General features: G+C 66.7%; 11 protein-coding genes. 6 read left to right on the top strand and 5 right to left on the bottom strand.

What is annotated here, in order from left to right; genetic code table 11:
* Positions 1-10: 10 nt before the first annotated feature.
* Complete coding sequence (gene sph / locus SZ55_RS23400; protein ID WP_044412456.1) at positions 11-1,561, bottom strand: sphingomyelin phosphodiesterase; 1,551 nt, start codon at positions 1,559-1,561, stop codon at positions 11-13.
* 199 nt (positions 1,562-1,760) lie between these two features.
* The gene (locus SZ55_RS23395; RefSeq protein ID WP_044412453.1) at positions 1,761-3,581 is read right to left on the bottom strand and encodes an acyl-CoA dehydrogenase C-terminal domain-containing protein; all 1,821 of its coding nucleotides are present in this window, start codon (positions 3,579-3,581) and stop codon (positions 1,761-1,763) included.
* A gap of 162 nt (positions 3,582-3,743) precedes the next feature.
* Between SZ55_RS23395 and SZ55_RS23390 the strand changes: the two genes are divergently transcribed.
* The 5 genes from SZ55_RS23390 (at position 3,744) to SZ55_RS23375 (ending at position 7,322) form a co-directional block, all read left to right on the top strand.
* Positions 3,744-4,157, top strand: a complete 414-nt coding sequence (locus SZ55_RS23390) for a MarR family winged helix-turn-helix transcriptional regulator (RefSeq protein WP_044412450.1) — start codon at positions 3,744-3,746, stop codon at positions 4,155-4,157.
* Positions 4,158-4,209: 52 nt separating this feature from the next.
* On the top strand, positions 4,210-5,400 hold the full coding sequence (locus SZ55_RS23385) for an MFS transporter (RefSeq protein ID WP_152644542.1): 1,191 nt from the start codon (positions 4,210-4,212) through the stop codon (positions 5,398-5,400).
* Positions 5,397-5,519: a hypothetical protein gene (locus SZ55_RS28845; protein WP_269082615.1), complete on the top strand. Its 123-nt coding sequence runs from the start codon at positions 5,397-5,399 to the stop codon at positions 5,517-5,519. The genes SZ55_RS23385 and SZ55_RS28845 overlap by 4 nt, the downstream gene beginning before the upstream one ends.
* A gap of 71 nt (positions 5,520-5,590) precedes the next feature.
* Complete coding sequence (locus tag SZ55_RS23380) at positions 5,591-6,139, top strand: glutathione peroxidase (RefSeq protein ID WP_044412446.1); 549 nt, start codon at positions 5,591-5,593, stop codon at positions 6,137-6,139.
* Between the two features lie 130 nt (positions 6,140-6,269).
* The gene (locus SZ55_RS23375) at positions 6,270-7,322 is read left to right on the top strand and encodes a DUF2167 domain-containing protein (protein ID WP_044412442.1); all 1,053 of its coding nucleotides are present in this window, start codon (positions 6,270-6,272) and stop codon (positions 7,320-7,322) included.
* Between the two features lie 126 nt (positions 7,323-7,448).
* Here the strand turns inward: SZ55_RS23375 and SZ55_RS23370 are convergent, their stop codons facing one another.
* The 3 genes from SZ55_RS23370 to SZ55_RS23360 all read right to left on the bottom strand — a co-directional run bounded on the left by SZ55_RS23370 (position 7,449) and on the right by SZ55_RS23360 (position 10,468).
* Positions 7,449-8,714, bottom strand: a complete 1,266-nt coding sequence (locus SZ55_RS23370; RefSeq protein ID WP_152644539.1) for an OmpP1/FadL family transporter — start codon at positions 8,712-8,714, stop codon at positions 7,449-7,451.
* A gap of 190 nt (positions 8,715-8,904) precedes the next feature.
* A complete protein-coding gene (locus SZ55_RS23365) occupies positions 8,905-9,384 on the bottom strand; it encodes a hypothetical protein (protein WP_044412439.1) in 480 nt (159 codons plus the stop codon).
* Between the two features lie 229 nt (positions 9,385-9,613).
* Positions 9,614-10,468: a sulfurtransferase gene (locus SZ55_RS23360; protein WP_044412436.1), complete on the bottom strand. Its 855-nt coding sequence runs from the start codon at positions 10,466-10,468 to the stop codon at positions 9,614-9,616.
* Between the two features lie 93 nt (positions 10,469-10,561).
* Between SZ55_RS23360 and SZ55_RS23355 the strand changes: the two genes are divergently transcribed.
* Complete coding sequence (locus SZ55_RS23355; RefSeq protein WP_044412433.1) at positions 10,562-11,356, top strand: lysophospholipid acyltransferase family protein; 795 nt, start codon at positions 10,562-10,564, stop codon at positions 11,354-11,356.
* Positions 11,357-11,362 lie beyond the last annotated feature (6 nt).

The raw sequence follows: 11,362 nt of genomic DNA, 5'->3' as shown, positions 1-11,362 counted from the left end.
GCGACCCGGTTCAGAAACGCAGCTTGCTGCGCCAATCCTCATGGACGGCGGTGGGGGCTACTTCCACACGGAAGCGGCTGCCGTCCTGTGCGTTGCCCCAGAGGAACAGGTGGTCCTTCCAGGCGCCGTCGGGCCAGATCTTCAGGTAGTAGTCGTGGCCGGGCAGGGGGCGTTGCCCGCTGTAGTCGATGAAGGCCACCTGGTCGCCGTCCTTCAGGCACTGCCCCTGGTCGTTGTCGATCTGCACGCGCAGGTGCCGCGAGGGCTTGCCGGCGGCGGGGTAGTAGCCCCATTTGCCGGCGCCGTGTTCGTACCAGGTGAGGAAGTAGCCGGGGTAGGCGCGGGATTCCAGGGTGACGTAGTCGCCGTTGCGCACGCAGAAGCTGGCGAAGTGGTCCCAGGCATTGAGGCTGAAGGTGCTGGCGTCGTCGCGGCCGTTGCCGGTGACGGTGACCCAGTTGGTGGCCTTTGCCCCGGTGCGCAGGGCGTTGCCGTTGTCCAGGCTGCGCAGCACCACGCGGGCATAGCGGTTGTCGGTGGGCTTGTAGGCCTGCTGCGGCGTGCGCAGCGGGTCGGCGTAGGTGAAGGCGGCCACCGGGTAGTGGTCGGAGTAGTCCTGGTAGTACCAGGTGTTGACGCCGTCGCTGGCGCTCCAGCGCGGGGAGGGGATGTCCAGCGCCTGGTTGTGCCAGTAGGACACCTGGCCGTGGCGGTTGGAGACGAGGATGTAGTCGAGGTACTCCGGCGGGTTGCTCGGCGCCTTGCCGGGGCCGTTGTCCTTGTAGGGGTACTGGTAGCCGGTGACGCCGTTGCGCCGGGTGTCGAAGGTGGCGGAGGCACCGGCGTAGCTGTCGGGCTCGCGCAGGTCCAGCTGGGCCAGCATGTGCGGGTATTCGTCGCTGCCGCGGATGACGTTGAGGTCGCCGCCGATGAACAGCACTTCGTTGGCGGGGATGTTCTCGCGGTCGATGAAGGCGCGCATTTCCCTGAACTGGCTTTCCCGCACGGCACGGCCTCCATCCGGGCAGGCGCTGTCGGCGGCCTGGGTGTGGGTGGCGATGACGTGGAAGGGGCGCTCGCCGCGCAGCACCTTGACGTAGACGAAGCCCTTGTTGGCCAGCCGGTCGGCGCCACAGGCATCGCGGTAGAGGTATTGCACCCGGCGTGCGATGGGCCAGCGGCTGACGATGGCGACGCCGCCGTCCTCGAGGTTGGCGGCGGGGTTGCCGGTGGTGGCGTCCCAGCCGGCAGTGGAGCGGCCGAGGACGGGCGTCTGGTGCGGGTAGCGGTCCTTCAGGCCGTTCAGCAGGATGTCGGAGGCGGCGTTGTCGAACAGTTCGTTGAAGATCACCAGGTCGCGATCCTCCAGGTACGCGGCGCGGGTCATCAGGCGCGCGCGCTCCTGGTTGTTCCAGCTGAACTTGAATGGCAGCGGCGTGAGGAAGAAGGCGTTGTGGGTGAGCAGGTTGTAGGCGTCGGGCCGGGGATCGGGGGCGGCCTGGGCCTGGGTGGTGGCGAGGAAGGCGAGCAACGCTCCGGTGATGCGGGCAGATGGGGTCATCGGCATGTCCTTGATGGGGGCTCAGGGCGGCGCGACGCTACCACCCGTTGGCGGACCGGCTAAGGCTTCGTCCGTTTCGTCCGCTGTAAGAAACATCAGCTGTGTGACGGCGACATTTCATGGGGATAGCTGAAGGCCTGGCGTCGTCTGCCCCAGGCCTCCCGCCGGGAGCGCCTGGGGCGATGCCCCACCCGGTGCCTCATTCGAAGACGAAATGCTCCCCCGGCAGGCCCATCACCGAGCCGGTGGGCTTGGTCATGGCGACGGCGTGGCCCTTGGCGCGGGGCAGCAGGCGGTCGAAGTAGAAGTCGCTGGTGGCCAGCTTGGCGCGGTAGAAGTCCTCGGACTCGCTGCCGCCTTCACGCAGGTGGCGGCGGGCGGCGGCTTCCTGCAGGGCCCAGGCGTAGGCGAGGGCGGCGTAGCCGGCGTACATGAGGAAGTCGTGGCTGGCGGTGCCCACCAGGTCGCGGTCCTTGCGGGCGCGCAGGGCGATGCGCAGGGTCAGGACGTTCCACTGCCCGGCGAGCTTGAGCAGGGTGAGGGCGCGGCCGCGCATGGCGGGCTCCTGCTTGATCAGGTCCACGGCGAAGCGGGCCATCTGCCCGGTGAAGTCGCGCACGGCCTTGCCCTGGGTCATCAGCAGCACCTTGCGGCCGAGCAGGTCGAGGGCCTGGATGCCGGTGGTGCCTTCGTAGAGGGTGGCGATGCGGGCGTCGCGGACGATCTGCTCCATGCCGTGCTCGCGGATGTAGCCGTGGCCGCCGAATACCTGCATGCCGAGGTTGGCGCTCTCCAGGCCCAGTTCGGTGAGGCAGCCCTTGAGGATGGGGGTGAGGAAGCCGAGCTTGTCGTCCCAGTGTTCGTACTTGCCGGTGTCGTTCTGCAGGATGCCTTCGATCATGCGGTCGGCGTACTGGGTGGCGAGGTAGACCAGCGCGCGGCCGCCTTCGGCGATGGCCTTCTGGGTCAGCAGCATGCGCCGCACGTCACCGTGGTGCATCAGCACGTCGGCCACCTCGCCGGGCTCCTTGGTGCCGGAGAGGGCGCGCATGGAGCGGCGTTCGCGGGCGTAGGCGAGGGCGCCCTGGTAGGCCAGTTCGGCGGTGGCGACGCCCTGGATGGCGGTGCCGATGCGGGCGCTGTTCATGAAGGTGAACATGCATTCCAGGCCCTTGTTCGGCGGGCCGATGAGGTAGCCGGTGGCGCCGTCGAAATTCATCACGCAGGTGGCCGAGGCCTTGATCCCCATCTTCTTCTCCAGCGCGCCGCAGCTGACGCCATTGCGCGGGCCGAGGCCGCCGTCGGCGCCGGGGAGGAACTTGGGCACGATGAACAGGGAGATGCCACGGGTGCCCTTGGGCGCGTCGGGCAGGCGGGCGAGGACGATGTGGATGATGTTCTCGGTGAGGTCGTGGTCCCCGGAGGAGATGAAGATCTTGGTGCCGGTGAGGGCGTAGCTGCCGTCGGCGTTGGCGTCGGCGCGGGTCTTCACCTGGCCCAGGTCGGTGCCGCACTGGGGTTCGGTGAGGCACATGGTGCCGGCCCAGCGGCCTTCGGTGAGCGGGGTGAGGTAGGTGCGTTTCTGTTCCTCGGTGCCGTGCTGCATGAGGGTATTCATGGCGCCGAGGGAGAGGCCGGGGTACATGGAGAAGGGCCAGTTGGCGGTGCCGAGCATCTCCTGCTTGAGAGCGCCGAGGCTCATGGGCAGGCCCTGGCCGCCGTATTCCACCGGGTGCGAAAGGCCCTGCCAGCCGCCGGCGACGTAGGCGTCGTAGGCCTCCTTGTAGCCCTTGGGCGTGCGCACTTCGCCGTTCTCCAGGTGGCAGCCTTCCTCGTCGCCTGAGTGGTAGAGCGGGGCGATGACTTCCTCGCAGAGCTTCGCGCACTCGCCGAGGATGGCGTCGACCATGTCGGGGGTGGCGTCCTGGCCGTTGGCGAGGCTGCGGTAGTGGGCGGGGAAGTCGAAGACTTCGTTGAGCAGGAAACGGGTGTCGCGCAGGGGCGCCTTGTAGCTGGGCATCGGAACCTCGGCAGGCAGGTGGCAGTCGCGCCGAGTTATACGGCGCACCGGTCATGTCGGCCTTGGCAGCGGGAACGGTGGCGTCTGGCAGTTCGGACAATACCGGCCGGCGGTTGCGGTTTTCGTTGACGCTTTCCTTGATGCGGGTATATACACGCATTCATGTCGACTTCCCCCTGCCTGTGCACGCGGCTGCGCCGCGCCAGCCGCAACCTGACCCGCATCTACGACGAGGCGCTCGAATTCGCCGGGATCAACGTCGCCCAGTATTCGCTGCTGAGGAACCTGCAGCGGCTGGATCGGCCGAGCATCACCGACCTGGCGGAGGCGCTTGCGCTGGACCGCAGCACCCTGGGCCGCAACCTGAGGGTGCTGGAGGGCAAGGGCCTGGTCGGGCTGGGTGAGGGCGAGGACCAGCGCAACCGCGTGGCGTTCCTGACCGCTGAGGGCCAGGCCTGTGTCGCCTTGGCCTTGCCTGCCTGGGAGTCGGTGCAGCGACGGATGGTTGAGCGCCTGGGCGAGGGGCAGCGCGATGCGCTGATGGCCCTGCTGGGTGACGTGGAATCCCTGGACTGACTGTTTCGCGATAACGCGGGTGCCTGCCCGTAGAGGACATGCAATGAATTCGATGTGGCGCATGAGTGGCTGGGTGTTGCTGGGGGCGTCGCTGATCCTGGCGCTGTCGCTGGGCATCCGCCACGGCTTTGGCCTGTTCCTGGCCCCGATGAGCGGGGAGTTCGGCTGGGGGCGGGAGGTGTTCGCCTTTGCCATTGCGCTGCAGAACCTGATCTGGGGGCTGTCGCAACCCTTCACCGGGGCCCTGGCCGATCGCTTCGGTGCGACGCGGGCTGTGGTGGTGGGCGGTGTGCTCTATGCGCTGGGGCTGGTGCTGATGAGCCTGTCCCATACGCCGCTGCAGCTCTCGGCCAGTGCGGGGCTGCTGATCGGCATCGGGCTGTCGGGGACGTCGTTCTCGGTGATCCTCGGGGTGGTCGGGCGGGCGGTGCCGATGGAGCAGCGCAGCATGGCCATGGGCATTGCGGCGGCAGCCGGTTCGTTCGGCCAGTTCGCCATGCTGCCGGGCTCCCAGGGGTTGATCAGTTGGCTGGGCTGGTCGTCGGCGCTGCTGGCGCTGGGGCTGCTGGTGGCGTTGATCGTGCCGCTGGCGGGGATGCTCAAGGACCGTCCGTTGCCCAGCAAGGGGCCGGAGCAGAGCCTGGCCGAGGCGCTGCGCGAGGCGGCGGTGCACCGGGGGTTCTGGCTGTTGTCGCTGGGCTTCTTCGTCTGCGGGTTCCAGGTGGTGTTCATCGGCGTTCACTTGCCGGCCTACCTGGTGGACCAGCACCTGCCGGCAACTGTGGGCACGACGGTGCTGGCGCTGGTGGGGCTGTTCAATGTGTTCGGCACCTACATCGCCGGCTGGCTGGGCGGGCGCCTGGCCAAGCCTCGGCTGCTGACCGTGCTGTACCTGCTGCGGGCAGTGGTGATCCTGGCCTTCCTCTATATGCCGCTGTCGGTGTGGAGCGCCTATGCCTTCGGCATGGCGATGGGGCTGTTGTGGTTGTCGACGGTGCCGCTGACCAACGGCACGGTGGCGACCCTGTTTGGGGTGCGCAACCTGTCGATGCTGGGCGGCATCGTGTTCCTCTTCCACCAGCTCGGGGCCTTTCTCGGTGGCTGGCTGGGCGGCTACCTGTACGACCACACCGGCAGCTACGAAGTGGTGTGGCAGATCTCCATCCTGCTCAGCCTGATGGCGGCCGCGCTGAACTGGCCGATCCGCGAGCACCCGGTGGCGCGCCTGCAGGTGGCGGTGTGAGGACGCGCCTGGCGCTGGTCGCCGTGGCGGCCCTGGTGCTGGGCCTGACCGCGCTGGCCTGGTGGGGGTGGCAGCGGGGTGGCCTGGCGCTGCTGCAACTGAACATGAGCCTGTGCTGATTGCCGGCCGGCGGGCCCGGCGCTAGCCTTGCTCCACCGCTTGACCCGCCGCGTGCCCGAGGATGCCTGCCATGAAACGCCTGTTCGCCGTGCCCCTGCTCGCCCTGTTCACCTTGCCCGCCGTGGCGGCGGAGTGCCCACCGCTGTTGCAGCACAGCCTGCCGCAGTTGCGGGCCAAGGCGACGGTGGACCTGTGCGAGCGCTTCGCCGGCAAGCCGCTATTGATCGTCAACACCGCCAGCCACTGCGGGTTCACCCCGCAGTTCAAGGGGCTGGAAGCGTTGTACCAGCGCTACAAGGCCGAGGGCTTCGAGGTGCTGGGCGTGCCTTCGGACGACTTCAAGCAGGAGGCGGCCAATACGGAGGAGACCGCGAAGGTCTGCTACGTGAACTACGGCGTGACCTTCACCATGACCGAGCCGCAGCACGTGACCGGTGACGAGGCGACGCCGCTCTACCGCGAGCTGATGGAGCAGTCCGGGCAGGCGCCACGCTGGAACTTCTACAAGTACGTGGTGGATCGCCAGGGCAAGGTGGTGGCGCATTTCTCCAGCCTCACCAGCCCGGATGACGAGGACCTGCAGAAGGCGATCCGCCAGGCGCTGGACAGCAAGCCCTGACCCGGCGAGGGGGCGAAAAGGCTGATCAGCCGGGAGTGTGTTTCAGAATCTTTCGGCTGGTTCCGGTTTGCGTGGCGTTCCTGTGATAGGGTTCGCGGCCTGTTTTTCACCCCCTCTCCTGGAGACACCCATGTCGATCAAGGACCTGATCCTGGCCGGACTGCTGGCCGCCGCCATTCCCACCGCCTTTGCCGCCAAGCCGGCAGCCCCCGTTGAAGAGAGCACCTCTCAGGCCGAACAGGCCACGGACGAGGGTGCCGATGAAGAGCAGGGCATGAGCGAGGAAGAGTTCCTCAACAGCCTGAACTTCAAGCAGGGCAAGGTGGTGATCGGTGACAACCTGGCCACCCTGGATGTACCCGAGCAATTCGTCTACCTGGACGGCAAGGACGCCGAGCGCGTGCTGGTGGAGGCCTGGGGCAACCCGCCGGATGCCGAGGAGCCGCTGGGCATGATCCTGCCCAAGGGCATCTCTCCGCTGGCCGATGAGTCCTGGGCCGTGACCATCGAGTACGAGGAGAGCGGCTACGTGTCCGACGAGGATGCCAGCGACATCGACTACAACGAGATGCTGCAGGGCATGAAGGACGACACCAAGGAAGACAACAAATGGCGCGCCGAGAACGGCTACGAGCCGGTGCAGCTGATCGGCTGGGCCTCCCAGCCGCGCTATGACGCCAATGGCCGCAAGCTGCACTGGGCCAAGGAGCTGAAGTTCGGCGATTCCGAAACCCACACCCTGAACTACAACATCCGCGTGCTGGGCCGTAAGGGCGTGCTGGTGCTGAACTTCATCGCCAACATGGACCAGTTGCCGACCATCGAGCAGAACCTGCCGGCGGTGCTGGCGATGACCGAGTTCAACCCGGGCAACCGCTACGCCGACTTCAACCCGGACCTGGACAAGGTTGCGGCCTACGGTCTGGGCGCGCTGATCGCTGGCAAGGTCGCCGCCAAGACCGGCCTGCTGGCCATTCTGCTGGTGCTGCTGAAGAAGTTCTTCTGGGTGCCGATCGCCATCGGTGGCTGGGTCATTGCCCGTGTCCGCGGCAAGAAGAAGGAAGCGCCGCAGGCGGCCGAGCCGGTCCAGCCGGAGGTGGCACCGGTGGTGCAGCCGAGCAAGCCGGTGGAACCTGCTGCGACGGTGATGGACCTGAACCGCGAAGAGCCGCCGAAGTCCTGACGGTGGCTGCTGCCCGGGGTGATGTGTCACCCCGGGCGCACATGAAAACGCCGCGATACCCGAGAGGGAATCGCGGCGTTTTCGTTTTGGGGTGTACCCCGGCAGCGACGGCCGCCGGGGTTCAGGTCAGAAGCGGTAGGTGACCTGGGCGCCCAGGCCGTGGGCGCTGTTCTTGTAGGTGGAGGAGTAGCTGCCTTTGGTGCTGCTGCTCTGATTGATGGTGGCGTCGTCTTCCTTCAGGTAGGAGTAGGCGAGGTCCACGGTCCAGTCGTCGTTGGGGCTCCAGGCGGCACCGAGGCTGAGGATCTTGCGGTCATCGGTGGGAATGCGCGGGGAGCGGTACTCGTTGCGGGTCGGGCTCTGGTCGTAGGCCAGGCCGGCACGCAGGGTCCACTCGCGGTTCAGCTTGTAGGCTGCGCCGACGGCGTAGGACCAGGTGTCGCGCCAGTTCTGTTCTTCGGTGATGGTGCCGATACGACCTGCCAGCGGCGCCGGAACCCCCTTGTTGTTGACCGTGATGTCTTTCAGGCGACTCCACCGGGTCCAGGTGGTGCCGGCATAGAGGGTCCAGTCGGCATTCAGGTCGTGGGTGACGGAGAAGTCGACCGACTCGGGGGTTTTCAGTTTCAGCGAGGCGTCGTACTTGCTGCCGGCAAAGGGGCCAAAGCCGGTTCCGGAAATCTGGGTATCACCTTCCAGCTTGAAGTCGACCATCGAGTGGTAGGTCAGGCCGAGGCGAGTGCTGGGGGTGGCTTCGAACAGCACGCCTACGTTGTAGCCCAAGGCAGTGTCGTCACCCTTGATCTTGACCTTGCCATCGTTGCTACCTGGGCTAGATGGATTGAGCGTGGCAGAGGTCAGCTCGCCGTCAATGCGGTTGATGGTGGGGCCGAAGCCGACGGAGAGCTGGTCGTTGATCTTGTAGCTGACGGTGGGCTGCAGGGTGATCACGCGAACTTCGCTGCGGGTGCCGTAGTAGCGGCCCTGGAAGCCGTTCTCATAGTCGGTCACCAGGCCGAAGGGCACGTACATGCCGAGGCCGAAGGTCCATTTGTCGTCGATGGGTTTGACGTAGTAGCCCATGGGCACGCCGATGAACGGGACCATGTCGCCGTCGTTGCTGCCCGAGAAGGATCCGCGGCCATGGTCGATGTCGGTCTTGGCGTCCAGCAGGGCAACACCGCCGCTGACCTGTTCGCGCTTGAGCCGCGACATGCCGGCGGGGTTGCCGAAGACGGTGGAGGCATCGTCGGCCGAGGAGGAGCGGCCGGCGAAGGCAGTACCCATGCCGCTCACGCTCTGTTCGTTGATGGCGAAACCGCCGGCGAGGCTGTAGGTGGATGCGCCGGCAACAGCGAGAGCGAGGCTGGTCTTTATGATTCTTGTGATCACGGTTGACTCCTGGGTCTGGTAAGGCAGGGGCGGAAACTAGCAGGATTTCCAGACCCTTTCCAGCTACGTTGAGTTCCCGCTAAATCGGCGTTCTAGAGGCTTTCGTGTGGCAAATTGCCGCTAATTTCACGCTTCGTGCAAAAAGCCTTGGACGCTCGTTCCTGACTGATTGGTCAGTGATCGATTTATCTTAGGCAGCCTGTTGAGGAAGTCCTACGCAGCGATTCCAGGCAGCGAGGTAATCGCTGGGATTTCCCTGCGGGTTGAATACGCGCCGCCAGACATCCGCCATGCCTGGCCAGTCATCCGCCGAGGGCATCACGAGGACTTCGCTTTCCACCAGCAGCCAGGCGATGGCGGTGGCGTAGCGCAGGTTCACCGCAAGCTCCAGGTGGGGAGCGCCCAGGAAGGCGTGCTGGCTGGCCAGGCCCCGCACCAGGCTGGCCAGGTCCGGATCGCGGGCCAGGTGCTGGTCCCAGAGTTGGCGATGGTGCGCTTCGCTGATGTGGTAGAGGCCGTAGCCGGCGCGATCCCCCAGGGCCGTGCCAAGATCGGACTGGCACGCGGCGGCGCCGAGCAGGAGCACTTCGGCCGTGGGGGAGGGGCGTTGCAGGTAGGCCAGGGTGGGGCGGATGACGTGTTGGCAGAGATCGTGTGCGGCTATGCCCATGATGCCCTCGCGGAAGGTGCCGGCGGGGTCGGGGGGCGTGTGGCAGCTTCTCGTTCTGGGAAAGGACCCCGCCGGGAGCGGGGTTAGCCGCTCGATTTGAAGTGTAGTGGGATAAAGGTGCTGTAAAGGCCTGTTTTTAAACTGTTTGGCGTCTTGCGCCGGGCGCCATATGCCAGGCAGTCATTAACAGCCTGCGGAGTAGGCCGCCCGGTATGACGGGCGGCCGGGATCACAGGCCGGTGGCCACGGGACGACTGGGGTCGGTTATCCATTCGCTCCAGGAGCCTGCGTAGAGCGGTGCGAGCGGGTAGCCGGCAAGGCTCAGGGCGAACAGGTTGTGGCAGGCGGTGACGCCGGAGCCGCAGTAGGCCACGAGGCTGTCTGCTGGGCGGTCGGCGAGGAAGGCCTGGAAGCGCTGGCGCAGGGCCTGGGCGGGCAGGAAGCGGCCGTCGGCGCCGAGGTTGTCGGTAAAGGCGGCGCACTGGGCTCCGGGGATGTGCCCGGCGACGGGGTCGATGGGCTCCACCTCGCCCTTGAAGCGCGGCAGGGCGCGGGCGTCCAGCAGGGTGAGTGCGTGGGAGTCGAGGCGAGCCTGGAGCTGACGGGCATCCAGCACCAGGCTGAAGTCGGGGGTGCCGGTGAAACTGCCGGTGCGTTCGGTGGGCTGCTCCGCATCCAGGGGCAGGCCGGCTTCGCGCCAGGTCTTCAGGCCGCCGTCGAGCAGGTAGACGCCATCGCGCTTGCCCAGCCAGGCGAGCAGCCACCAGGCGCGGGCGGCGAAGGCGCCGGGGCCATCGTCATACAGCACGATGGTGCTGGCGTTATCCACGCCCCAGCGGCGCAGGGCTGCGACCAGTCGATCCGGCTCCGGCAGCGGGTGGCGTCCGGTGATGCCCGGTTGCACGGGGGCGGAGAGGTCACGCTCGAGGTCGGCGAAATGGGCGCCCGGGATATGCCCTTCGGCATGGCTGCGCTGGCCGTAGGACGGATCATCCAGTGCGAAGCGGCAATCGAGGATCACCAGGCCGGGCTCTCCCAGTCGAGGCGCCAGTTCATCAGGGCGGATCAGTTGCGCGAGGGGCATGACGGTCTCCTGTGTCGAATCGATGACGATGCGCATCATAAGGAACGATCGCGCGTTGCGTCGCGCGGATGAACACGAGATGGGAGGGCCACGATGCCAAACCTGCATTCATTCGCCCAGAGCGCCACCCTGGCACGCCGCGTCGGCGTGGTGGTCGGTTCGGTGCTCTGGACCCTGTATTTCTGCTGCCTTGTCCTGTGGCTGGCGCTCTGGCGGCGCCTGGACCGCCAGCGTGTGGACGGTTTCACGCGGGCCTGGTCACGCGGGCTGCTGCGCCTGGTGCGGGTTCGCCTGTCGGTCCATGGGCAGTGGCCGGATTTCAATGATGGCCGGCGTTACCTGATCCTCTGCAATCACTCCAGCCACTACGACATCCCGGCCTCTTTCGTGGCGCTGCCGGGCTCCATCCGCATGCTGGCCAAGCAGGAACTCTCCCGCGTGCCTTTCCTGGGCGCGGCGATGAAGGCGGCGGAGTTCCCGTTCATTGACCGGCACAACCGGCGGCAGGCGCTGGAGGACCTGGCCAAGGCGCGCGCCATGATGGAAAGCGGCATTGTGCTGTGGGCCGCGCCGGAGGGGACGCGTTCCCCGGATGGTCGGTTGCAGCCATTCAAGAAGGGCTGCTTCCACCTGGCTCTTGATACCGATGCGGTGATCGTGCCGGTGGCCATTCGTGGCATTCATCGGGTGCTGCCGGCGCGCTCCTGGCGTTTCAACCTGGGGCTGCCGGTTTCCGTGCATGTGGGTGAGCCGATCGATGCCAGCCAGTACGACGTGGCACGTCTCGGGATGCTCATGGAACTGACTCGTGAGCGCATGGAGGCCTTGTTGGAGCCTGGGGTGGCGCAGCCGGAAGCGGTGAGGCAGGTACTGCTGGAGCCGGCCTGAACCTGC

This window comes from Pseudomonas sp. FeS53a, from assembly GCF_000931385.1.
Taxonomy (GTDB): domain Bacteria; phylum Pseudomonadota; class Gammaproteobacteria; order Pseudomonadales; family Pseudomonadaceae; genus Metapseudomonas; species Metapseudomonas otitidis.
The sequence above is the reverse complement of the archived record's forward strand: the minus strand, read 5'-3'. Positions and strand labels throughout refer to the sequence as shown.

What these genes read in the sequence shown, in the direction of transcription:
- SZ55_RS23360 (WP_044412436.1), bottom strand. Translation starts at nt 10,468, where the DNA reads ATGCCCCTCGCGCAACTGATCCGCCCTGATGAACTGGCGCCTCGACTG.
- SZ55_RS23390 (WP_044412450.1), top strand. Translation starts at nt 3,744, where the DNA reads ATGTCGACTTCCCCCTGCCTGTGCACGCGGCTGCGCCGCGCCAGCCGC.
- sph (WP_044412456.1), bottom strand. Translation starts at nt 1,561, where the DNA reads ATGACCCCATCTGCCCGCATCACCGGAGCGTTGCTCGCCTTCCTCGCC.
- SZ55_RS23395 (WP_044412453.1), bottom strand. Translation starts at nt 3,581, where the DNA reads ATGCCCAGCTACAAGGCGCCCCTGCGCGACACCCGTTTCCTGCTCAAC.
- SZ55_RS23385 (WP_152644542.1), top strand. Translation starts at nt 4,210, where the DNA reads ATGTGGCGCATGAGTGGCTGGGTGTTGCTGGGGGCGTCGCTGATCCTG.
- SZ55_RS23365 (WP_044412439.1), bottom strand. Translation starts at nt 9,384, where the DNA reads ATGGGCATAGCCGCACACGATCTCTGCCAACACGTCATCCGCCCCACC.
- SZ55_RS23355 (WP_044412433.1), top strand. Translation starts at nt 10,562, where the DNA reads ATGCCAAACCTGCATTCATTCGCCCAGAGCGCCACCCTGGCACGCCGC.
- SZ55_RS23380 (WP_044412446.1), top strand. Translation starts at nt 5,591, where the DNA reads ATGAAACGCCTGTTCGCCGTGCCCCTGCTCGCCCTGTTCACCTTGCCC.
- SZ55_RS23375 (WP_044412442.1), top strand. Translation starts at nt 6,270, where the DNA reads ATGTCGATCAAGGACCTGATCCTGGCCGGACTGCTGGCCGCCGCCATT.